The organism is Mesorhizobium sp. C120A (assembly GCF_030323105.1).
Classification (GTDB): domain Bacteria; phylum Pseudomonadota; class Alphaproteobacteria; order Rhizobiales; family Rhizobiaceae; genus Mesorhizobium.
This window is the reverse complement of sequence record NZ_CP100476.1, coordinates 3141676-3164573: the sequence shown is the minus strand read 5'-3', so window position 1 is coordinate 3164573 and position 22898 is coordinate 3141676. Positions and strand designations below refer to the sequence as shown.

Here is a 22898-nt window from a genome sequence, read left to right as displayed (position 1 = left end):
GTGGGTCTGCATCCCGCCTTCCTGCACGACAATGCGACACGACCCGTCGCAGCTCCGCCGTTATGGCCGGCAACCGATCTTGATTTGACAATCCCGCCGCGCTCGCGGCAGGTCTCGCCGCGAACCATGCAGGACATCACCCCCCTCCCCGACGCCGGCAACGAACCGGCGATAACAATGGACGAGCTCGTACAGCCGGCGGCCGCGGACCGCAAATGGACTGTGGCGATCGTCGCGTCCTGCCTGCTCCATGCCGCTGCCGCAGCGGCGTTCATGGTCGCACCCGCCGGGACATTCGATACCGGAAAGGCAATACAGGCCGAAGGCGCCGATCGATCAGGCGCAGACGTCCTCGGCACCGCTTTGCAAAACCCGGTACCCGACGCAGTGGATGTTACCCTGGTAACCGATCCTCAGCCGGCCAACCCCGTCCAACCCACGCCGCAAACCGAGGCGCCTCAAGCCGTAGAGGAGCCGGCGGCGCCCAAATCTGCGCCGGAAGCTGCCAAGCAGGTAGTCGTCGCTCCGGATGCACCGACGGCTGCCATCCCGGATGATCAAAGTGTCGCCCCGGAGGGTGAGACGCCTGCACCGTCACCGGTTCAAACGCATAGTTCGGAGGCGTCTCCCGCCAATGAGCCTGCCGTTGAATTGCCTACCGCGAGGCCACCAGTCCCAAGCCCGAGGCCAAGTACATCAATATCAGGCGCACCAATACCGGGAGAGACTGGCGGCACGGCAGATGGCGAGGAGCGCGAGGCAACGGCGGTTGCCAGCAAAGGCGGAAAACAGGGCGCGGCGGGCAATTCGATGGAATCCGGCTACAGCGTTGAAGTTCAGAACAAGCTTGTCCGCGCCAACCGCCACGTTTCGAAGGCGGTTCAAGCCAAGGCTCGCAACAATGCCAGGGTCTATTTCGTCGTCATGGCCGACGGCAGCGTCAGCGACTTGCAGCTTATCGAAAGTTCAGGGTCTGCCGAGCTAGACCAATTCGCTTTGAAACTGGTGCGCCAGCAAGCCCCGTTCCCGCCCATTCCACCCGAGACCGGATTATCAAGTTGGGTGTTCAGGGCGCGGATCGGTCCGTTTTAACCAGCTCGCAGACCTTCGCCAAATGTCGTCGTCCACCAATTCAAGAGGAAGCCCAATGTACATCGCCATGAACCGCTTCAAGGTCCAGAACGGCTCGGAGACTGCCTTCGAGGATGTCTGGAAGAACCGCGATTCCAGCCTTTCGAAGATGGAAGGCTTCAGGGAATTCCACTTGCTGCGCGGCCCGGTCAACGAGGCCGAGGGTTACACGCTGTTTGCCTCGCACACGGTGTGGGCAAGCCATGAGGATTTCGTCGCCTGGACCAAATCCGAGAATTTTCGCGCCGCCCATCGCAACACCGGCACCTCGAAGGTGCATTATCTCGGCCATCCGCAGTTCGAAGGCTTTTCGGTTGTCGAAGGCGCCTGATTGAGATTTCACCCGTCGACGAGATCTGACGACCTGCAGATGCCGTCATGTTCCGGTTGAATTCCGGCCGCCCAGTCGCCGAAGCCACTGGGCAATGTGCAGGCGCAGCCGCCGCCAGGGCTGTCCGCGTGTCAGGTAGCGCGCCAACCGCGGATCACCGGCCAGCTCCGGGAACTGGCGCACATGCTGCATCAGGAATGCAGGTATGAAATTTCGCCCGTTGAGATCGCTGAGCCAGGCAGAATTCGCCAGCAAATAGTCTGCGGCATCCGCCGCCAACACGCTCCTGTAGCTCCTGTATGCAGGCGTTTGCCGCACATTGCCGCCGGCAAAGGCAGTTCCGGTGGACAGGTTGGAGCCATGCAGGCGATAGAGGCCGAGACCTTCTGACAGGATGAGGCTGCCGCCGGCCTGGTGCGCGAGTGTCGCCGTCAGATAATCCGTCCCGACCTTGGCCTTGAACGGGAAGGACAATACCGGTTCCAGCGCGCCACGCCGGTACATGATCGCCGAGCATTGCGACCACAGCCAGCCCGTCACCGCAGGTGCGAAATAGGTTACCGGATGCTCCGATGCGTAGGCGATCCCGGGCGCCATGCCGGCAAGCCGGCCACCGGGCGCGATGGCGACGCCATTGCGATCCGCTCCGGACCGCGGTTTGCGCAAGGCAAGGAAGGTACCGCCCAGCAAGGTGCCGTCGCCATCGACAAGGAACACATCGGAACTCGACAGTGCGGCCGAATGCGTCGTGTTGAGGTGGGCGGACAGATGCGCGAGGAGAAAATCCGGCAGCCACACGTCATCGGCGTCGAGAAACGCGACGAAGGGCGCGTCGGTTGCGGCAAAGCCGTCGCGGAATCCCGCGGTCTGGCCGCCATTCTCCTTGCGCGCCAACAGGCGCAGGCGCGGGTCTTCTATATCCCTTAGAAGCTGTCGGACATGGTCGGCCGAGCCGTCCGTCGAGGCATCGTCGACGATGACGCATTCCCAATTCCGGTAGGTCTGCGCAAGCACCGAGCGGATCGCCTGTTCGACGTACGGCCGATAGTTGAAGCAAGTGATGACCACCGCCACGCGCGGCAGCTCAAACGGTCGGGACGTGTCTTCCATCTGTTCGGCTGCCCCGCTCGAGTTGCTCTCTGTCCCTTGCGCATACCCTTGCAACCCGACGCAGGCAAGCGAGCCGCGAAAAGCCCCCTAGGCCGCCGCGAGCAGGCTGGCATTGCCGCCGGCAGCCGTGGTGTCGACGCAGACAGCGCGTTCATGCGCATAGGCCGCCGGGTTGAGCACCTCGCTGACCAGCGGCACGATCGGCCCGCTGCGGTCGGCAATGACCTTGCGCACGATCCGCGCCGCCTCGGGCCTGCCCGAGAAGGCGACGACATCGACGCGCAGCGAACGCGCTTCGACTGGGTCTGGCCGACCGTCTATGGCCGCCAGCGGCAACCCCTTGCCGGTCAGCGCCGACAGTGCTGCCGGCGCGCCCGGCGCCACGGCCAGCACCGCATTGCCGGCGGCCAGCGCCTGGATCGTCTGGGCAAGCAGCGTTTCGGCGTCCGGACCGAGGCACAGCACCCGGCCGCGCGGCGACAGCGACAGCGTGTTGGCCTCGCCGGTCGGTCCGGGCAGGTCGACCTGGCCGAAATCGATGGCGGCTGCAGCGCCGATGGCTGCAGCGCCCTTGCCACGCAAATGCTTTCTCAAGATGGCGATGCGATCCGGCCGCGTCGACCAGCCGCCAAGCGTCGGATCGGGCAGATTGTCGGCGAGTTCGGTCGCAGTCACCTTGTGGCCCTCGGCAATCTCCGTGCCCGCCTCCGGCCCTTTGCGGAACCGCCGGAGATAATGCGGCCCGCCGGCCTTCGGCCCGGTGCCCGAAAGCCCCTCGCCGCCAAAGGGCTGCGAACCGACGACGGCGCCGATCTGGTTGCGGTTGACATAGATGTTGCCGGCATGGATGCCGTCGACGAAATGCTGGGCGCGGCCTTCTATGCGGGTGTGCAGGCCGAAGGTCAGGCCATAGCCCTTGCGGTTGATGGCGGCGATGACGGCGTCGATCCCGTCGGCGTCGAAGCTGGCGACATGCAGCACCGGGCCGAACACTTCGCGCTCCATCTCCTCGATGCCTTTGACCCGGAACACATGCGGCGCAACGAAGCGGCCGTCCTTCGGTGCTTCGAGTTTGGCAATCAACCGGCCCTGCAGCCCCATCTTGGTGCAATACTCGCGGATCGATTCCTGCGCCTCGTCATCGATGACCGGCCCGACATCGGTCGAAATCTGCCAGGGATCGCCGATGGTGAGCGCTTCCATGGCGCCCTTCAGCATCTCCAGCATCTTCTTCTCGACATCCTTCTGCACGTAGAGCACGCGCAGCGCCGAACAGCGCTGACCCGCACTCTGGAAGGCGGATGCCAGAATGTCGCGCACCGCCTGTTCGGGCAGTGCTGTGGAATCGACGATCATGGCATTGAGACCGCCGGTCTCCGCGATCAGCATGGCGTCGGGCGCGGCTGTCTCGGCCAGTTGCTTCTCGATCAGCTTTGCAACCTCGGTCGAGCCGGTGAAGCATACGCCGGCAATGCGCGGATCCGCAGTTAGCGGTCCGCCGACCGACGGACCGTCGCCCGGCAGAAGCTGGATGACATCTTCCGGCACGCCGGCCTCGCGCAGCAGCTCGACGGCGCGGAAGGCGATCAGCGGGGTCTGTTCGGCTGGCTTGGCGATGACCGAATTGCCGGTGACGAGCGCTGCCGCGATCTGGCCGGTGAAGATGGCGAGCGGGAAATTCCACGGCGAAATGCACACGATCGCGCCGCGCGCCTCGGTGCCCGCTTCGTTGTTGGCCGCTTCGGCAGCGTAGTAGCGCAGGAAGTCGACGGCTTCGCGCACTTCAGCCACGCCGTCGGCCAGCGACTTGCCGGCTTCCCTTGTAGCCAGCGCGAAAAACTCGACCGCATTGGCCTCATAGAGGTCGGCGGCGCGGTTGAGGATGGCGGCGCGCTCGGCAACGGGACGCTTCGCCCAGGACGGCTGCGCTTCCACAGCAAAGCGCACCGCGGTCGCGACCTGCTTGGCAGCGGCTTCGGCGACCGTGCCGACGATCTCGGCAGGCTTTGCCGGATTGACCACCGGGCGCTGCTTGCCGTAGCCGGCGGCGCGCGTCATCGGCTTGGCATGCCAGCGCTCGGGCCCGGCAAAGGCCGCCTTGGCCTTGTCGATCGCCGCCAGCGTCACCGGATCGGTGATGTCGAACCCCTTCGAGTTGCGCCGACCAGCGCCGAAGATCGTCGCAGGACGAGCGATTGCCGGATTGGCGGCGGGGCCCTGGCTCTCGACCGTCTCGAGCGGATCGCGCGCAATATCCTCCGGCTCGACGTCCTCGTCGGTGAGCTGATGGACGAAGGAGGAGTTGGCGCCATTCTCCAGCAGGCGGCGAACCAGATAGGCCAAGAGGTCGGAGTGCGCGCCGACCGGCGCATAGATGCGGCAGCGCGTGCCTTCGGCCCGGCGCACCGTCTCATGCAGCGCTTCGCCCATGCCGTGCAGGCGCTGGAATTCGAAAGCGTCACGGTTGTCAGCCATCGACAGGATGGCGGCGACGGTATGGGCATTGTGCGTGGCGAATTGCGGATAGATACGGTCGGTCATGCCAAGCAGCTTCCTAGCGCAGGCCATATAGGAAACATCGGTGTTGGCCTTGCGGGTGAAGACGGGGTAGCCGGAAAGCCCCAGCGTCTGCGCCCGCTTGATCTCGGTGTCCCAATAGGCGCCCTTGACCAGCCGCACCATGATGTTGCGGTCGTACTTTTTCGCCAGCGCATAGAGCCAGTCGATTGTGAAGGCCGCGCGCGGGCCGTAGGCCTGGACGACGACGCCAAAGCCGTTCCAGCCGGCAAGCTCCGGCTCAGCCAGCACGCGCTCGATGACATCGAGCGACAGGTCGAGCCGGTCGGCCTCCTCGGCGTCGATGTTGAGGCCCATGCGCGAATGGCGTGCGGCCAGCGCCAGCGACAGCAGCCGCTCGGCCATCACCGGCAGCATCTTTTCCTTCTGTGCCTCTTCATAGCGCGGATGCAGCGCCGACAGTTTGACCGAGATGCCGTGGTTCTGGCGGATATCGGGACCGTTGGAGCCTGAATCCAGCGAGGAGATCGCGTCGGCATAGGCCTTGAGGTAGCGCAGCGCATCGGCCTCGGTGCGGGCGGCCTCGCCCAGCATGTCGAAGGAATAGAGATAACCTTTCTGGATCATCGACTTGCCGCGCTTGACGGCTTCCGCAATGGTGCGGCCGAGCACGAACTGCTCGCCCATTTCGCGCATGGCGGCGGCGACCGCCTTGCGGATCACCGGTTCGCCCAGCCGGCGAACCATCGAGCGCAGCGTGCCTTCAATGCCGCCCTCGCCTTCGTCGAGCACACGGCCGGTCAGCATCAGCGCCCAGGTCGAGGCGTTGACGAAGATCGAGCTCGAACCGCCCGAATGCGCCGACCAGTCATGCGGTGCGATCTTGTCGGCGATCAGGTCGTCCATGGTCTCGGTGTCAGGCACGCGCAGCAGTGCCTCGGCCAGGCACATGAGCGCCACTCCTTCCTTGGTGGAGAGGCCGTAGGCCGAGAGAAAAACCTCCATCAGCCGCGGGTCGGACGAGCCGCGCACCGCGCGCACCAGATCCGCGGCACGGGCCGAGACGGCTTTGCGGTCATCGGCCGAAAGTTCTGTCGCGGCAGCCAGGCGCTTCACAGCCGCGTCTTCGTCGGGCAGGTAGTTGGCGCGGATCTGCTGGCGGATGGTGTCGAGCGGCATGGCGGTCCTGCGGAGCAAGCATCTGGGAGCGGGCCGGCGGTCGCCGGACCGAATGGCGCAAGCTAGCACAGAGCCGCATTTTCGGCCGGTCCAAAGAAATCGACATGGCAGGCCGAGCGGTCTATCATGCGGCTAAATTGTTATCAGATGGACTGTGATATCCGTGACAGGAGACCAATTGGACCGCATCGACAGAAACATCCTGTCGGCGCTGGCGCGCGACGGGCGGCTGTCCATGTCGGAACTGGCCGGCAAGGTCGGCCTGTCGAAGACGCCGGTGCAGGCGCGGGTGAAGCGCCTGGAGAAGGACGGCTATATCAGGGGCTATCAGGCGATCATCGATCGCGAGCGCATGGGCGAAGGTCATGTCGCCTTCGTCCAGGTCAAATTGTCGGACACACGCTCGGCCGCGCTCGATGCTTTCAATCGCGCGGTGCAGGCCGTGCCGGAGATCGAGCAGTGCCACATGATGGCGTCGAGCTTCGATTATCTCCTGAAAGTCCGTACCACCGACATCGCCGCCTATCGCCGTGTTCTCGGTGAGCGCATCTCGGCGCTCCCCCACGTCGCCCAGACCTCGACCTTCGTGGCGATGGAGACGGTGAAGGATCGCTAGCTCACTCCGACAGCGTCTTCAAAAACGCCACCAGCGCCGCGCGTTCGCGGTCCGACAGTTGCAACGGGTGCACTTCGGAGGTGCCTTCAACGGCCGCCTCCGCCTTCGCGTAGTGCGCCACCACCTCCTCCAGCGTGGAGAACTGTCCGGCATGCATATAGGGCGGCCGTGTCGCCGCGCCCCGCAGCGACGGCGTCTTGTAGGCACGCATCAGTTCGGGTGCTGCCTTGACGATGAAGCGCAGTTCTCCGCAGGCGCCGGCGTCGCCATCGCGGAAGGCGCCGAAGCAGTTGAATGGGTCGGCCTGAACCTGGGCCACCGCATCGAAACGGCCGCGATCCAATGGCAAATCCCTGACCGGCCGCACGCCGGTGTTGTGGAAAGCGTTGTCGGTGAAGCGCGGGCCGTTATGGCAGGTGACGCAATTGGCCTTGCCGATGAACAGTTTCAGCCCGAGCATCTCCTCCTGCGAAAAGGCATCGTCGGCTTTCGGCTTGGCGCCTGACGCAAGATCGATGGCAAAGCGGTCAAAGCGCGTCTGTGCCGGTTCGATCGACCGTTCGAAGGCGGCGATCGCCTTGCCGATGTTGGAAAAGACGCGGTTGACGTCGTCCATTTGCGCCGCGGTCATTGCCTTCCACGCCGCCTGCTCGGCCTCATTGCCGAGCGGGCTGGCGTTGGCCGGCACGGCGGAAAGATCCGGCAGTGGCCCGAAGATGCGCTCATAGCGCTCGCCGAACCGCTTCTGGATGTAATGCGCGAAGGCCGCGCGGTTCCCCGCCTGCTCAAGCGGGTTTTCCAGCGGCGTCAGCGCCTGCGCCCACAGGCTGTCGCGCCGTCCATCCCAGAAGAGCCACGGATTGCGGGCAATGCCGGCCAGCGGCATCGAGCGCCTGTTGGTTCGGCCAACGCCGACGGATTGCGGCAGGTCATCCTGGAATTGCCGGTCGATCTTGTGGCAGGTCGAGCAGGATACGTTCCCGTCACGGCTCATCCCCTGATCGAAGAACAGAGTGGAGCCCAGGGCGGCGGCGGCCGGCACGTCGGCGAAGCGGTTGGTGGTGTCGGGTTTGAGCGCCGGCAAGGTGTTCAGCGCCAGCGAAGCGATGGTCTTCTTCTCGGCATCGGAAAAATCCGGTTTGCCGCAGCCGGCAACGAGCACGACCGCCGCCAATGCCAGAAGGCGCAACAGGCCGTTCATCCGCTCACAGCACCACGTTGAAGACGACCGTGTCGGAACCGGCCGCCGCCGAAATGGCGAAGCGCAACTGCCACACGCCGCTCATGGTGAATTTCAGCCCCTCGATCCTGTAGCGCCCCTCGCCAAGATAATCGGTCGCCTGCGGACTGGTCGGCAAGCCGTGATTGTGCTGCGGCATGCCGCCGGACACCGAGATCGCCGCACCTTCCACGGAATCGCCGTTGACCGTCTTCAGGGTCAGCAACCAGGATTGCAGTTCGCCTTGCCGGATAACGCCGCGTTCCGGCTGAATGCTGGCGACAAACAAGCCGTTCGCCGTCTTCTTCGAGCGCGAAATATCCGGGCCCGGCGCCGACTGCGGCGCGGTCAGATAGACGATCGCCAATATGCCAGCCAGCAAGCCGGCCAGACCAACGCCCGCAAGAAGATAACGCCATATCGATGCCAAACCGGTTCCTCTTCTGGGCATAACGTCTCGGGAAGCAATTCGCGTCCCGCCGCTTCTGTGGGAAAACGCTTCTGGCGCAAAAAACCGCCGCCGCCAAGCATGGCGCTGCCGGCCGCAAAAAGCTACAGCAGCGAACTGATCCGGAGACAGATACATGGCAGCAGACGGCGTCGCTTCGATCGGTGAATGCATGCTCGAGCTGTCCGGCCAGGCCGGGCCGAACTGGCGCATGGGCTTTGCCGGCGACACGTTCAACACGCTGTGGGCGCTGCATGCGCTGAGCGGCGAGCGGCCGGCGACCTATGTCTCGGCCTTCGGCGACGATCCCTTCTCGCAGGGCCAGATTTCGTTCTTCGCCGAAAACGGCATCGACATCGGCGCCAGCCCGGTCATCCCAGGCGCGCGGCCCGGCCTCTACGCCATCACCTTGACCGGCGCCGAACGCGCCTTCACCTACTGGCGCAGCGACGCGGCGGCCAGGCGGCTCGCCTCGGACCCGGCCGCCTTGGCAAAAAGCCTTGAAAACCAGGCTGTTGTGTATTTTTCCGGAATCACTTTGGCAATTCTGGATGCCGCCGCGCGCAAGACGTTGCTGGCGGAAGTGTCCAAGGCGCGGGCTGCCGGTTCGCTCGTCGCCTTCGACCCCAACTACCGGCCGCGCCTGTGGCAGAGCCGCGAGGAGGCGCAAGCCGCGATCCTCGACGCGCTTGCCGTCACCGACATCGCGCTGCCGACCTTTCCCGACGAGCAGATGCTGTTTGGCGACACGGCATCGCAAGCGACCGCCGAGCGGTTCGGAAAACTGGTCGGCGAAGTCGTCGTCAAGAATGGCGAGGAACCCGCGCTGATCGCCACTGGCGGAGCCCTGCAGCCGGTTCCGGCCCAGCATGTCGCCACCCCGGTCGACACCACCGGCGCCGGCGATTCCTTCAATGGCGGCTATCTCGCCGCCCGGCTTGCCGGCCATGCCCCGGCGGATGCCGTGCAGCGCGCGCATCGCGTCGCCGCCGCTGTCGTGCAGGTGCGAGGCGCGCTGGCGCCGTTCGAGGTTCTAAGAACCGCTTTCGAGGGCTAAGACCTTAGGGAAGCCTGAAACGATATTCCGTCACCTGATGATAGATCTGGCCCGGCCACAGCGTGGCCTGCGGGAAATAGGGCCGGTTCGGCGCGTCGGGCCAGGTCTGCGCTTCCAGGCAAAAGCCGGAAAACGCCTTGTAGCGCCGTCCGTCCAGGCCGCCCGAGGTCGGCGCGACATACTGGCCGGTGTAAAGCTGCAGGCCCGGCTCGGTGGTCCAGACTTCCATCTCGACGCCGGAATTGGCGCCTTGCGCCCACGCCACCTGGTGAAGCGGGCCCCGGGCTGACGCCAGGCAGAAATTGACGTCGTAGGGAAGCTGCTCGCCTTCCGTTTCCATGCGCAGCGGCCGCGCCTGGCGGAAGTCGAAGGGCGTGCCGTCGACAGGTTTGACGACGCCGGTCGGGATCATCTCGCCATCGACCGGCGTATAGGCGCCGGCATTCAGCATCAGCCGGTGGTCGAGAATGTCACCGGTGCCGCCATCGTCGAGATTGAAATAGGAATGCTGCGCCAGATTGCACAGCGTCGGCTCCTCGCAGGTGGCGGTCAGCTCCATCGAGAGCGTGCCGGGAATCTTCAGCCGGTAGGTGCAGGTGACGTCGAGCGCGCCGGGAAAGCCCATCGTGCCCTCGGGATCGTGCAGGGTCAGGGTGACGAAATCCCGGCCATGCAGCGAAACCGTCCACGGCCGCTGGAAGAAGCCCTCCGAACCGCCATGCAGCGTGTGCTTGCCGAGGAAATTGCGCTCGGTCTGGTAGCGCTGGCCGGCAATGGTGAAGCGGCCGTCGCGGATGCGGTTGGCGTAACGGCCGACGACCGCGCCGAAGAAGGCCCGGTCGGTCTCGTAAGGCTCGAAGCGGTCGTAGCCCAGCACCAGCGGCGCATCGTGGCCGGCGAGGCGCAGATCCTGGATGATTGCGCCGAGCCCGATGATGTTGGCGCTGATGCCGCCGCCCCGGATGGTGAAACGGCGAACGGGTTCGCCCGCCTGCGTCGTGCCGAAGACTTCGCCGTCCTTCATCGCTATGTCCAAATGCTAATTCGTCGATCTATCGACTTAGAGCAATTCCAGGAAAAGTGTGAAACGGTTTTCCGTCCGGAATTGCAAAAAACAAAGAACTGGAGCGGTTCGGCGTTTCCGTGAAACGCTGAACCGCTCCAGGCCGGCTGAATGTCGTCTGGCAAGGGCCGGCCCGCGGCCTGCCCTGCCCGTCAATGATTTAGAGGCCGAGACCCCCGATGCAGACATATTTGGTGTCGAGATAGTCCTCGATGCCCTGATGTCCGCCTTCCTTGCCGAGGCCCGATTCCTTGACGCCGCCGAACGGCGCTTCCGGCGTGGTGATCAGGCCTTCATTGACGCCGACCATGCCGTATTTCAGGCCTTCCATGACCCGGAAGGCGCGGCCGAGGTCGCCGGTGTAGAAATAGGCGGCAAGGCCGAACTCGGTGTCGTTGGCAAGCGCAATGGCTTCCTCCTCGGTCTCGAACTTGAACACCGGGGCGATCGGGCCAAAAATCTCTTCCTTCATGAAGCGCATGTCAGGCTTCGCATCGGCGATGACGGTCGGCTGGAAGAATGAGCCGCCAAGCGCGTGGCGCTTGCCGCCGGCAACGACCTTGCCGCCCTTCGACGTGGCGTCGGCGATGAATTCCTCGACCTTCTCGACCGCCTTCACGTCGATCAGCGGTCCCTGCTGCACGCCCTCTTCCAGGCCCGAGCCAACCTTCAGCGCATTGCTGGCAGCGGCCAGCTTCTCGACAAACTTGTCGTAGATGCCGGCCTGCACCAGGAAGCGGTTGGTGCACACGCAGGTCTGGCCTGAATTGCGGTATTTGGCGGTGATGGCGCCGGCGACGGCGCGATCGAGGTCGGCATCGTCGAAGACCACGAACGGCGCATTGCCGCCGAGTTCCATCGAGACCTTCTTGACGGTGACGGACGACTTCTGGATCAGCAGCTTGCCGATCTCGGTCGAGCCGGTGAAGGTGATCTTCGACACCAGCGGATTGGCGCAGATCTCGTCGCCGATTTCGCCGGCAGCACCCGTGAGGATGTTGATGACGCCCTTTGGGAAGCCGACTTCCTCGGCGAGCGCGCCCCATGCAAGGCCGGAATACGGCGTCTGCGAGGCGGGCTTGACCACGGCGGTGCAGCCGGCGGCAAGCGCGGGGCCGAGCTTGCGGGCAAGCATCGAGGAGGGGAAATTCCACGGCGTGATGGCGGCAATGACGCCGACCGGCTCCTTGGTCACCAGGATGCGGCGATCGCCCCACGGCGATGGCACGACATCGCCATAGGTGCGGCGGCCTTCCTCGGCAAACCACATGATGTAGGCGGCGGCCGAACCGATCTCGCCCTTGGATTCGGCGAGCGACTTGCCCTGCTCGATGGTGAGCAGTTCGGCCAGCACATCCTGATTATCCATCATCGCGTCATGCAGCTTGCGCAGCAGCTTCGAGCGCTCCAGCGCGGTCGTCTTGCGCCAGGTCTTGAAGGCTTCGCTTGCGGCTTCGATGGCGCGGCGGGTTTCCGCCTTGCCCGACTTCGGCACGGTGCCGATCTTGAGACCGGTGGCCGGGTTGTTGACGTCGACCGCTTGGCCGCTGTCGGCCTGCACCCATTCGCCATTGATGAGATTGGCCTGGCGCATGAAATGGCTGGTTTTCTGCAGCATGGTCTAGCCTCCGTTCGGCGCACTGACGGGCCGGTCTGTGGATGTCTTCGATGAGCGCGCGCAATGGCCTGGATGCCCGACACGCTGAGCCACTGCTCTTTACCTAGGGCAAGCTCGGCAAGCAATTGCAAGATGGCATATAGGCTTTGGGCCAGCCAAACGCCAGAGAAAATTCACATGTAAATTAGTTTGGGCCCCAGCCTTGCCGAAGACCAAGCCTACCCAAAGACATGAACCACCACCGTCAGCCAAAAGGCGGTTGTAACAACCGCGCTTGCCGTGGCGATGGTCATCTGGTTCGACGCCAGCGCCTGGCCGGTGTTGAACTGAACGGCGATGAGATAGGAATTGATGCCGGACGGCAGCGCCGCCACCACGACCGCCACTTTGGCCGTCAAGGGCGGCAGGCCAAACAGCCAGACCAGGCCGAGCACCAGCGCCGGCATCAGGAACAGTTTCAGCGTCGACAGCGCCAGCGCCGGTCGGATGTTACCGGAAATGCCGAAACGGCGCAGGCTGAGCCCCATGGCGAACAGCGCCACCGGCCCGGCGGTGTTAGCCAGCGCATCGACCAGCCGCGTCGCAAGGTTCGGCAGCGGCGCGCCGGTGAGGCGCCATGCCAGCCCGGCCAGGATGCCGATGATCAGCGGGTTCGTGAACAGTCTTCTCAGAAAGCTCTGGATGATGCGCAGCGGGTGTACGGGCTCGCTGCCGCCGCGGCCAAATATCTCGAACATGATGATCGAAGCCATCATCATGGTCGGCAGGTGCACGGAAACGAGCAGCGACAGCACTTCGAATCCGCTGGACCCGAATACGCCGAGAACGAAGGGAATGCCCAGCAACACCACATTCGAGAAGGATGACGACACTCCACCGACGATGCCGGTGCGCGCGTCCCGCCCGAAGATCCGTGTCGTCACCAGATGGCCGGCGGCCCATGTCATTGCAACCGCCGCGAAATAAGCACCCCACAGCGACCAGGGCGCCACGCCGTGGAAATCGGAATTCACCATCGTCCGAAACAGCAGCAGCGGCATCGCCACGTTGATGGCGAATTCGGAGATGCCGTCCCCGCTGGCCGGTTTCAGATAGCCGGTGAGCCCGGTGACATAGCCGAGCGCAACGAGGCTGAAGACGAAAAGAACGGTTTCGGTAAGCGGAGACATTTTTCAGGGATAGGCGAGCCCGGATTCCAGCGCAATCGCCATGATCTTCAGAAACTGATCCTCGATCCGCCCGGCGCCTGAATTTGATCATGGTCGGGTGGCAGCGCTATACAGGCTTGGGATCATCAGGGCGGACACACAGCGAATGGTTGCGACGCCGAAACAGCGTCATTTCAGACAGGGGTGGCTGGCGGGTTTCGTCGCTATACTGCTTTGCCTTGGCGTATCTGAGGCCCAGGCCGCCGAGACCAAAAGTCTCAAGGGCGTGGCGCTGATCATCGGCCAGTCGAAATACAAACACATCGCAGCCCTTGCCAACCCGGCCAACGACGCCCGCGACATGGCCAAGATGCTGACCGACCTCGGCTTCGACGCCCGCAACGTCACCGATCGCGATGCCGCCAAGCTGAAGCGCGATCTCGATCGGTTTGTCGAGGACGCCGAAGGCGCCGACGTCGCCTTCATCTATTATTCCGGCCACGGCATCGAGGCGGGCGGCGAGAATTATCTGGTGCCGGTCGATGCCGACGTCTCGTCGTTGAAAAATGCTGGTGAGGCGCTGGTGCCGATTTCAGCCGTCATGGACGAGCTGAAAAAGACCGTGCCGGTGACGATCGTGCTGCTTGACGCCTGCCGCACCAACCCGTTTCCGCCGGACGCGGTCGTGCGACGCGGGCCGACGGCTTCCGCCGAGCCTGTCGGCGCCGGCGGGCTGGAACCGGTGCGCGGCGCAAAAGCCCTCGCCGATGCCTCATTGGATAATGCCAGCCTGGGAACCGTGGTCGGCTTCGCCGCTGAGCCGGGCCGACCCGCACTTGATGGCGCCGCCGGCGAAAACAGCCCCTACGCCGCCGCCCTGCTGCGCCACCTCACCGCGATGAAAGGCACGGAATTCGGCTCGGTCATGCGCATGGTCACCGAGGAGGTCTATCTCGACACCAAGGCAAAGCAGCGCCCCTGGGTCAGCGAGAGTCTGCGTCGCCTGCTCTATTTCGGCGTCGCGCCGCCGGAACCGACCGGCGACGACGGGCTGATCACCGGTGAGCGGCGGCAATTGCTGCTGACCATTTCCGACCTGCCCGATCCCAAACGGGCTCAGGTGGAGTTGGCTTCTCTGCAGGACGGCGTGCCCCTTGACGCGCTCTACGGCGTGCTCAAGGCGCTCGGCACGGAAAAGATCCCTGAGGATCCCAACGACCTGCAGAAGGTGCTGGACAGCCAGGCCGAGCGTCTGAAGAAGATGATGGCCGAGCGCGCCGCATTACGCACCGACGATCCCGAGATCAGTCGCCTGGTCGCATCCGCCGACAAGGCCATAGGCCAGGGCGCCATGGTGACGGCGCGCAAATTCCTCGACGACGCGGTCGGCCGGATCGAGGAAAACAGCGGTGCGGTCGACGAGGCCGAGGACCTGCTCCGGCAAAAGCGCATCGCCGACGCCGCCATCTATGCCAAACGCGCCGACGCCGCCGCGCTGGTCTTCGACTACAAATCCGCCGCCAACGACTATGCCAAGGCGTATTCGTTGGTCGAGAAGTGGGACGAAAAGCTGCGCTGGAACTACAAGAACCAGGAGGCCGAGGCGTTGAACGCTCATGGCTACGCCACCGGCGACCTCGATGCGCTGCAGCACTCCATCGAGGCCTATCGCACCATCTTGAACTTCATCCCCAACGGCGAACAGAATCGCGACTGGGCAATCACCCGCAACAACATGGCGGTGGTGCTGCAGACCATTGGAGAGCGCGAAACCGAGACTGCGCATCTCGAAGAAGCAGCGGTGATTTTCCGCGATTCGCTGGTGGTGTTCGAGCGCGAGAAGGACGACCGCAACTGGGCCGCGGCGCAGAACAACCTGGCCAACGTGCTTCTGAAGATCGGCGAACGCGAGAGCGACCCGAAGCGTCTCAATGAAGCGGTGGCGGCGACGCGCGCCACCCTTGAGAAGCGTCCGCGCGACAAGCTGCCGTTGGACTGGGCCGGTTCGCAGAACAATCTAGGCCTCGCGCTCTATGCACTCTCCGAGCGTGAGCCTGCCGGCGAGCATCTCACCCAGGCCGAAGCAGCCTACCGGCTGGCGCTTGAGGAATACACACGCGAGAAAGCACCCGTGGAATGGGCGATGGTCGAGAACAATCTCGGCAACACGCTTGTAACGCTTGGCATCCAGCTCAACGACAAGGCGAAGATCAACGAGGCGGCCGACGCGTTTCGCGCCGCGCTGGAAGTGCGAACCCGCGAAACTTTCCCGGTGTCCTGGGCGACCAGCCGCCTCAACCTGGGCAATGCGCTGAGCGGTATCGCCCGCTTCGATATGGGCACGGCTACGCTCGAAGAAGCTGCTGCTGCCTATGACGACGCTCTGACGGTGTTTACCCGCAAGCGCTTCCCGATGGACTGGGCGTCAGCCCAGAACAATCTCGGCTCGATCTATCAGACGCTGGGCCAGCGCACGCGTGATGCGGCCAAGCTGGAACAGTCGGCGGCAGCCTTCCAGGCGGCACGGCAGGTCTATGTCAGGCGGAAGTTCCCGCAGGACTGGGCGATGAGCTACTACAATCTCGGCAACACGCTGCAGCTTCTCGGCGGCGTCACCGACAAGCCCGAGCATTACAGCGAGGCGGTCGACGCCTACGGCAATGCGTTGCGCGAGTACAAGCGCGAGACCAACCCGCGGCAATGGGCAATGGCCCAGGCCGGCCTGGGCTCGACGCTGCACTGGTTGAGCATGAGCAATGGCGATGCCAAGACGCTGCAGGATTCGATTGCGGCGCGGCGGGCAGCGCTCGAAATACTCACCATCGAGGCCGCGCCGGTCGACTGGGCCAACGCTCAAAATGGCATCGGTATGAGCCTGCTCAATCTCGGCAATCTCCAGCGGACCGACAAATATCTCAACGACGCCGAAGCGGCGTTCACGGCGGCGCTGAAGGTGTTTACGCGCGAAAGTCAGCCGCTGCAGTGGGCCTTCGAGCAGAACAATATCGGCGACGTCCACTGGAACCGCGCCAGCTATGGCGCGGGCAAGCCGGAATATCTCAAGGCGATCGAATTCTTCGAGAACGCCAAGCAGGGCTTCACCGAAGCCGGCTACACGATCCCTATCCCGCTCACCGATCAGAAGATCGAGCTGGCGAAGAAGCAAATGGCGAAAATGTGAAGCGAACCGAGGGTTCGCCTTTCGCTTGTCTTTGTGCCGGCTTTCCGATCCCTATATCAGAATGACCGGAGCGGCATCCGGCTCCCGGAAAGGTTTCGATGATTCGGTTTGTGCTGTCGCTGTTCCTGCTTGCTGTTCCCGCCGTCGCCCACGCGACCGACGCCGGCTGGGCGCTGCTGCGTGACGGCGGCCATGTCGTGCTGCTTCGCCATGCACTGGTCACCGGCACCACCGACCCCGCCAATTTCGTCATCGACAACTGCGCCACCCAGGTCAACCTATCGGCGCGCGGCAAGCAGCAGGCGAGCAAGATCGGCGCCTTGTTCGGCGCCCGCGCCGCCCCCATCGAGCGGGTGCTGTCCAGCCGCTATTGCCGCTGCCTCGACACTGCCCGCATCGCCTTCGAAGCGGAGCCGGAGCTCTTTGCGCCGCTAGACCTCCTGAGGAGCGATCCGACCGAGAAGGCCGCGCAGCTCGACGCGGTGATGAAGGAAATCCGCGCCTACACCGGTTCCGACAATCTGGTCATGGTCACGCATCTCGAAAACATCGTCGCGCTGACCGGCGTCTCGCCGCGCGAGGGCGAAGCGGTGGTGGTCGAGCCGCAGGGCGATGGCTTGCGCGTGCTCGGCCGCGTCACGTTCTGAGAAAGCCAGTGGTCAAGCTCCGCGAAAACTGAGCTGACGTAACGTCAACTGGGAGGGCCGCCGGCTTGTCGGGCTGCCCTTCTTGTCTTCACGGAAGGGCCATCCCATCTGCGCCCGGCGCATCAGGCCTTTTCCTGCCGGGAAAAACCGATTAGACAGCGCCCAAACCAGATGCGGACAGATTCCGCCCGCAACCGAAGGAAGAGCCCTTGTCCACCACGTTCGACAAAGTCGCCAAGATCATTGCCGACACCAGCGAGATCGATATCGACACCATCACTCCCGAGAGCCACACGATCGACGATCTCGGCATCGACAGTCTCGATTTCCTTGATATCGTCTTTGCCATCGACAAGGAATTCGGCATCAAGGTGCCGCTGGAAAAGTGGACCCAGGAAGTCAATGACGGCAAGGCTTCGACCGACGATTACTTCGTCATGAAGAACCTGTGCGCCAAGATCGACGCGCTGGTCGCCGCCAAGACCGCCTGATATCGGCTGGCGCGCGGCCTTGACGGGCTGCGCCGCCTGACCCACAAAGCCGCTCATGAGCAGCCGTCGCGACGTCGTCATCACCGGTATCGGCCTTGTCTCCTCGCTGGGAGAGGGTCCGGATACCCACTGGCAGAAGCTGGCGCAGCCCGGCTTGCAGCCGGTGCTCGAAGCCGCGCGCTTTGCGCCCTACACCGTGCATCCCCTGCCGGAGATCGACTGGAACCTGCAGATCGCCAAGCGCGGCGACCAGCGGCAGATGGAAACCTGGCAGAGGCTGGGCACCTATGCCGCCGGCATGGCGCTGGACGACGCCGGCATCAAGGGCAATGACGATCTCTGCACGACGATGGACATGGTGGTGGCCGCCGGCGGCGGCGAGCGGGACGAGGCGGTCGATGCCGCCATCCTCGCCGCGTCCGAGAGCCGCAACGACCGCGACGTGCTGCTCAACGAGAAACTGACCACCGAATTGCGGCCGACGCTTTTCCTGGCCCAGCTCTCCAATTTGCTCGCCGGCAACATCTCCATCGTCCACAAGGTGACGGGGTCGTCGAGGACCTTCATGGGCGAGGAAGGTGCTGGCGTCGCCGCCGTCGAGACCGCCGCCGCGCGCATCCGCTCCGGACAGTCGACGCACATACTGGTCGGCGGCGCCTTCCAGACCGAACATTCCGACATGCTGCTCGGCTATGAGCTGGCCGGTTATCTGCATCGCGGCCCATGGAAGCCGGTCTGGCAGAGACAGGGCGCCGAGGGCGGCGGCCTGGTCTCCGGCTCCGGTGGCGCCTTCCTGGTGCTGGAGCAGCGCGAACACGCGCAAAGCCGTGGGCGGAAAATCTATGCCGAGCTCGGACCGGTCATCTCAGGCCGCGCCCGGCGCTCGCGCGGCGAGCTTGACGCCGAGATCGCGGCATTGCTCAAACAGGCGGCTCTCCCGAACGGCAAGTTGCTGGCCCTGTCGGGCGCATCCGGGGCGCATACCGCAACGTCAGCCGAAAAGGCAGCGCTGGATGCCAATCCGGCGATATCGGCGCGCGGCTTCGCGACGCTGACCGGGCATATGAAGGAAGCGCAGTTTCCATTCGCGGTCGCCCTCGCCGCCCTGGCCGTCGACCGCAAGGCCGCCTACCCCGTTTTCGACGCCGCGGCCGAGAAGCCGTTCGAAGGCATTCCCGAAACCGTGATCGCAACGGCGATCGGCTATCACCAATTCGAGGGCATGGCTCTGGTCAACGCTGCTGCTTGAAGCAGCGCTGCGCGATCATGCTGCAAAGTTAAGAGGTTCCGGATGGCCAATCTCAGAGATCACATGGGCAGGCCGATCGTCGCCGTCACCGGCATCGGCGTGGTAACGTCGCTCGGCATCGGCAAGGCCGATAACTGGGCGGCACTGACCTCCGGCAAATCGGGCATCCACCCGATCACCCGCTTTCCCGTCGACCACCTCAACACCCGCATCTCCGGCATGGTCGATTTCCTCGACTCAAGCTCGAAAGGCGCCAGCCTGCTGACCTACGAACTGGCCGAAACCGCCGCGAATGAGGCGGTGGCCGAATCCGGCCTCGATTCCTCTGATTTTGGCGGGCCTCTGTTCCTCGCCTCGCCGCCGGTCGAACTCGACTGGCAGGATCGCTTCGCGCTCTACAATTCCGACGGCAAAGGCGCCGGCGCCGAAAGGCTGCTCAGGGTGGCGCGCGGGCTGAAGGAAACAGATACGTTCGCAAGCACGCAGTTCGGCGCGATCGCCGACCGGCTGGCCGACCGCTTTGGCACGCGCGGCCTGCCGATCACGCTGTCGACGGCCTGCGCTTCGGGCGCCACCGCCATCCAGCTCGGCGTCGAAGCGATCCGCCGCGGCGAATGCGACCGGGCGCTGTCGATCGGCGCCGACGGTTCGGCAACCGCCGAGGCGCTGATCCGCTTTTCGCTGCTCTCGGCGCTGTCGACCCACAATGACATCCCTGAAAAGGCGTCAAAACCCTTCTCCAAGGACCGCGACGGCTTTGTGCTGGCGGAAGGCTCCGGCGCTCTGGTGCTGGAATCGCTTGAGGCAGCCCTTGCCCGGGGCGCCAGCGTTCTCGGCATCCTGCGCGGCTGCGGTGAAAAGGCCGATGATTTCCATCGCACCCGTTCCAAGCCCGACGGTTCGCCGGCGATCGCAGCAGTCCGCGCCGCCCTTGCGGATGCCGGCCTGAGCAAGGACGAGATCGACTACGTCAACGCTCACGGCACCTCGACGCCGGAAAACGACAAGATGGAGCATCTGTCGCTGTCGACCGTGTTCGGCGATCGCATCGGCTCGATGCCGGTCTCGTCCAACAAGTCGATGATCGGCCACACGCTGTCGGCGGCCGGCGCCGTCGAAGCGGCGTTTTCGCTGATGACCATGCGCGAAAGCGTCATTCCGCCGACCATCAACTACGACAATCCCGACCCGGCAATCGTGCTCGACGTGGTGCCCAACAAGAAGCGCAATGCCGAAGTCGGCACGGTGCTGTCGAACTCGTTCGGCTTCGGCGGCCAGAACACTTGCCTTGTCATGGCGCGGGAACCGGTCTAAGCGACTTTTTTCAGCCAGACTGAACTGACAGGCTCCATGCGCGCACTGCAACTTATCGAGGACCGCCGTCTTGAAACGGTGGACCTGCCGCCCCCGCCGCCCCCCACATTGGGCGAAGTCACGCTGCGCATCAAGGCGGTGGCGCTGAACCATATCGACGTCTGGGGCTGGCGTGGCATGGCCTTCGCCAAGCGTAAGCTGCCGCTGGTCGTCGGCGCCGAAGCCTCCGGCGAGGTCGAAGCTGTCGGCCCCGGCGTCTCCAGCCTGCTGCCCGGACAATTGGTGTCGATCTACGGCGCGCGCACCTGCGGCCTTTGCCGCGCCTGCCGCGAAGGCCGTGACAATCTCTGCGAACATGTCTCGGGCGTCCACGGCTTCCATCTCGACGGCTTTGCGCAGGAGAAGATCAACCTGCCGGCGCGCCTGCTGGTCCCGGCCCCTCCAGGCGTGACCGATGTCGGCGCTGCCGTCGCCCCCGTCACCTTCGGCACCGTCGAGCACATGCTGTTCGACAATGCCAAGCTGCAGCCCGGCGAAACCATCCTCATCCATGCCGGGGGCTCCGGCATCGGCTCGGCGGCGATCCAGCTGGCCAAGCGCATGGGTTGCTCCATCATCACCACGGTCGGCTCCAACGACAAGATCGACAAGGCCAAGGCGCTCGGCGCCGACCATATCATCAACTACCGCGACGACCGTTTCGAAGGCGTCGTGCGCAAGCTTACCAGGAAGAAGGGCGTCGATGTCGTGTTCGAACATGTCGGCGCCGACACCTTTGCCGCCTCGATGCTGTGCCTCAAGCGCGGCGGCCGCCTCGTTACCTGCGGCTCGACCTCCGGCGTGTCGACCCAGATCAATCTGATGCAGCTGTTCCAGCAGCAGCTGAAGCTGCTCGGGTCCTTCGGCTGCCGCATGGAGAACATGGCCAACGCCATGCAGAAGATGGCGGCGGGACAGGTAGCACCTGTTATCGACACCGAGGTCGGCTTCGACGGCATCGACGCCGCGCTGAAGCGCATGGAAGGCCGCGACGTGTTCGGCAAGATCATCCTGCGCGTTTCTTAGGACCATGGTCGGCAAGGTGTTCAAGAAAGCCCGCCGGGACTTCATGTTCCGCTATGGCAGGCGGCTGCGCCAGATGGAGCACTGGCTGGTGGCGCGTGCGGCGATGACGATCATTTCGCTGCTGCGCCTTTTGCCCGCCGACAGCGCGCTCAATTTTGCCGACCGCGCCGCACGCCGCATCGGTCCGCGCGTCGGGCGCCACCGCGTCGCCATCAGCAATCTGCGCCTTGCCTATCCCGAAAAGAGCGATGTCGAGATCGAGGCCATCGCCTCCGACATGTGGGGCAACATGGCCCGGCTCGCCGCCGAATACATCTTTCTTGACGCGCTCTTCGACTATGATCCGAACGCAGCGACGCCCGGCCGCGTCGAAGTTGGCGGCGCCGACCATTTCCATCAGATAGCTGGCGAGGACAAACCGCATATCCTGTTCACCGGCCATCTCGGCAATTTTGAATTGCTGCCGGTGGCTGCCGCGACGTTCGGCATGAAGATCACGGCGCTGTTTCGTCCGCCGAACAATCCTTACCTCGCCGATTATATCCATTCGACGCGGCGTTCGAGCATGGGCGCCTTGCTGCCGTCTTCGACCGGCGCCTCCTTCGCGTTGGCGTCGATTCTGGAGAAAGGCGGCAATATCGGCGTTTTGGTCGACCAGAAATTCTCCAGCGGACTGGAGACGATCTTCTTTAATCGCCCATGCCAGAGCAATCCGGTTCTGGGCATGCTCGCCCGTCACTATGATTGCGACGTCTATCCGGCGCGATGTGTGCGGCTGCCAGGCAACCGCTTCCGCCTCGAGATCGAGGACAAGCTGACCTTGCCGCGCAATGAAAGCGGCAGCGTCGATGTCGCGGCCACCACCCAACTGCTCGCCGACGTGGTCGAGCGCTGGGTGCGCGAAGATCCGGGACAGTGGATGTGGTTCCACAAAAGGTGGGAAATCTCAGGCCGGCGTCGCCGCCGGCGCGGACAGGCCAACGCCACCGGCCAGGGGCAGCGTCAATCTTAAGTCGTCGAAAGCCTCAGTTCGTCACAACGATCCGCGTATTGCCGAAGCCGACTTCGCGCACCATCGCATAGAACATCGCGGCATTGGCGGTGTGCAGCCGCACGCAGCCATGCGATGCCGGACGCCCTAGCTGCCTGACCGCGCCGGTGCCGTGGATGGCGTAGCCGCCGTGGAAGAACACCGAGTAAGGCATTGGCGACATGTGGTATTTCTTCGAATACCACATCCGCGCCGTGCGTTGCGGCCGATAGGTGCCGCGCGGCGTGAAATAGCCACTGCGGGCGGTCGACACGCTCCAGCGATAAAGCACCTGGCCGTATTGGCTGACGGTCATGGTCTGCGACGAGACGTCGATGCTGGCCACCAGCGAGGCAGCCCTGCTTTCGATGGACGTGCCGAACAGCATCGCCGCAAAAGCAGCTGCCATGAGAACGATTTTAGTCATGAGATCAAACCCCTTTGATGCCCCTTGCCTGCCCTGTCATCACGCGGTTTTTCATCT

Annotated in this window: 19 protein-coding genes; 11 read left to right on the top strand and 8 right to left on the bottom strand. The window is 64.2% G+C overall.

Annotated features, from left to right (window positions below):
* Together NL532_RS15265 and hmuQ are read left to right on the top strand one after the other, a co-directional pair.
* Window positions 1-1092: an energy transducer TonB family protein gene (locus NL532_RS15265; protein ID WP_245270318.1), complete on the top strand. Its 1092-nt coding sequence runs from the start codon at window positions 1-3 to the stop codon at window positions 1090-1092.
* Between the two features lie 55 nt (window positions 1093-1147).
* A complete protein-coding gene (gene hmuQ / locus NL532_RS15260) occupies window positions 1148-1462 on the top strand; it encodes a heme-degrading protein HmuQ (RefSeq protein ID WP_023688161.1) in 315 nt (104 codons plus the stop codon).
* A 45-nt stretch (window positions 1463-1507) separates the two neighbouring features.
* Here the strand turns inward: hmuQ and NL532_RS15255 are convergent, their stop codons facing one another.
* Together NL532_RS15255 and putA are read right to left on the bottom strand one after the other, a co-directional pair.
* The gene (locus NL532_RS15255) at window positions 1508-2572 is read right to left on the bottom strand and encodes a glycosyltransferase (protein ID WP_023829377.1); all 1065 of its coding nucleotides are present in this window, start codon (window positions 2570-2572) and stop codon (window positions 1508-1510) included.
* Between the two features lie 87 nt (window positions 2573-2659).
* The gene (putA, locus tag NL532_RS15250) at window positions 2660-6268 is read right to left on the bottom strand and encodes a bifunctional proline dehydrogenase/L-glutamate gamma-semialdehyde dehydrogenase PutA (protein ID WP_023815476.1); all 3609 of its coding nucleotides are present in this window, start codon (window positions 6266-6268) and stop codon (window positions 2660-2662) included.
* A 163-nt stretch (window positions 6269-6431) separates the two neighbouring features.
* Here putA and NL532_RS15245 point away from each other — a divergent pair, with 163 nt between their 5' ends.
* Window positions 6432-6884: an Lrp/AsnC family transcriptional regulator gene (locus tag NL532_RS15245; RefSeq protein WP_023688158.1), complete on the top strand. Its 453-nt coding sequence runs from the start codon at window positions 6432-6434 to the stop codon at window positions 6882-6884.
* 1 nt (window position 6885) lies between these two features.
* Here the strand turns inward: NL532_RS15245 and NL532_RS15240 are convergent, their stop codons facing one another.
* Window positions 6886-8085, bottom strand: a complete 1200-nt coding sequence (locus NL532_RS15240) for a cytochrome-c peroxidase (protein ID WP_023829378.1) — start codon at window positions 8083-8085, stop codon at window positions 6886-6888.
* A 4-nt stretch (window positions 8086-8089) separates the two neighbouring features.
* Window positions 8090-8764, bottom strand: coding sequence for a FixH family protein (locus NL532_RS15235; RefSeq protein WP_245260578.1), 675 nt, complete (start codon window positions 8762-8764; stop codon window positions 8090-8092).
* On the opposite strand from NL532_RS15235, the gene NL532_RS15230 reads away from it, so the two are divergent.
* Complete coding sequence (locus NL532_RS15230; RefSeq protein ID WP_023829379.1) at window positions 8688-9608, top strand: sugar kinase; 921 nt, start codon at window positions 8688-8690, stop codon at window positions 9606-9608. The genes NL532_RS15235 and NL532_RS15230 overlap by 77 nt on opposite strands.
* 4 nt (window positions 9609-9612) lie before the next feature.
* On the opposite strand, the gene NL532_RS15225 is transcribed toward NL532_RS15230, so the two are convergent.
* The 3 genes from NL532_RS15225 to NL532_RS15215 form a co-directional block, all read right to left on the bottom strand.
* Complete coding sequence (locus NL532_RS15225) at window positions 9613-10638, bottom strand: aldose epimerase family protein (protein ID WP_023714373.1); 1026 nt, start codon at window positions 10636-10638, stop codon at window positions 9613-9615.
* Between the two features lie 193 nt (window positions 10639-10831).
* Entirely contained in the window at window positions 10832-12289 is a 1458-nt protein-coding gene (locus tag NL532_RS15220) for an NAD-dependent succinate-semialdehyde dehydrogenase (protein WP_023714372.1), read from the bottom strand.
* Window positions 12290-12507: 218 nt separating this feature from the next.
* Complete coding sequence (locus NL532_RS15215) at window positions 12508-13458, bottom strand: AEC family transporter (protein ID WP_023670444.1); 951 nt, start codon at window positions 13456-13458, stop codon at window positions 12508-12510.
* Between the two features lie 145 nt (window positions 13459-13603).
* Between NL532_RS15215 and NL532_RS15210 the strand changes: the two genes are divergently transcribed.
* From NL532_RS15210 to NL532_RS15180, 7 genes are all read left to right on the top strand, one after another.
* Complete coding sequence (locus NL532_RS15210; RefSeq protein ID WP_023744739.1) at window positions 13604-16618, top strand: caspase family protein; 3015 nt, start codon at window positions 13604-13606, stop codon at window positions 16616-16618.
* Between the two features lie 98 nt (window positions 16619-16716).
* Window positions 16717-17265 (top strand): histidine phosphatase family protein, encoded by a 549-nt coding sequence (locus tag NL532_RS15205; protein ID WP_023670442.1) that lies wholly within the window; start codon window positions 16717-16719, stop codon window positions 17263-17265.
* 209 nt (window positions 17266-17474) lie between these two features.
* Window positions 17475-17756, top strand: a complete 282-nt coding sequence (locus NL532_RS15200; RefSeq protein WP_010909964.1) for an acyl carrier protein — start codon at window positions 17475-17477, stop codon at window positions 17754-17756.
* A 55-nt stretch (window positions 17757-17811) separates the two neighbouring features.
* Window positions 17812-19005: a beta-ketoacyl-ACP synthase gene (locus NL532_RS15195; RefSeq protein WP_023696481.1), complete on the top strand. Its 1194-nt coding sequence runs from the start codon at window positions 17812-17814 to the stop codon at window positions 19003-19005.
* Between the two features lie 42 nt (window positions 19006-19047).
* Complete coding sequence (locus tag NL532_RS15190; protein WP_023696480.1) at window positions 19048-20319, top strand: beta-ketoacyl-ACP synthase; 1272 nt, start codon at window positions 19048-19050, stop codon at window positions 20317-20319.
* Window positions 20320-20355: 36 nt separating this feature from the next.
* The gene (locus tag NL532_RS15185) at window positions 20356-21384 is read left to right on the top strand and encodes a zinc-binding dehydrogenase (RefSeq protein WP_023696479.1); all 1029 of its coding nucleotides are present in this window, start codon (window positions 20356-20358) and stop codon (window positions 21382-21384) included.
* A gap of 4 nt (window positions 21385-21388) precedes the next feature.
* A complete protein-coding gene (locus tag NL532_RS15180) occupies window positions 21389-22396 on the top strand; it encodes a lipid A biosynthesis lauroyl acyltransferase (RefSeq protein ID WP_031201580.1) in 1008 nt (335 codons plus the stop codon).
* A gap of 13 nt (window positions 22397-22409) precedes the next feature.
* On the opposite strand, the gene NL532_RS15175 is transcribed toward NL532_RS15180, so the two are convergent.
* A complete protein-coding gene (locus NL532_RS15175) occupies window positions 22410-22841 on the bottom strand; it encodes a L,D-transpeptidase (RefSeq protein ID WP_023681747.1) in 432 nt (143 codons plus the stop codon).
* Window positions 22842-22898: the final 57 nt, after the last annotated feature.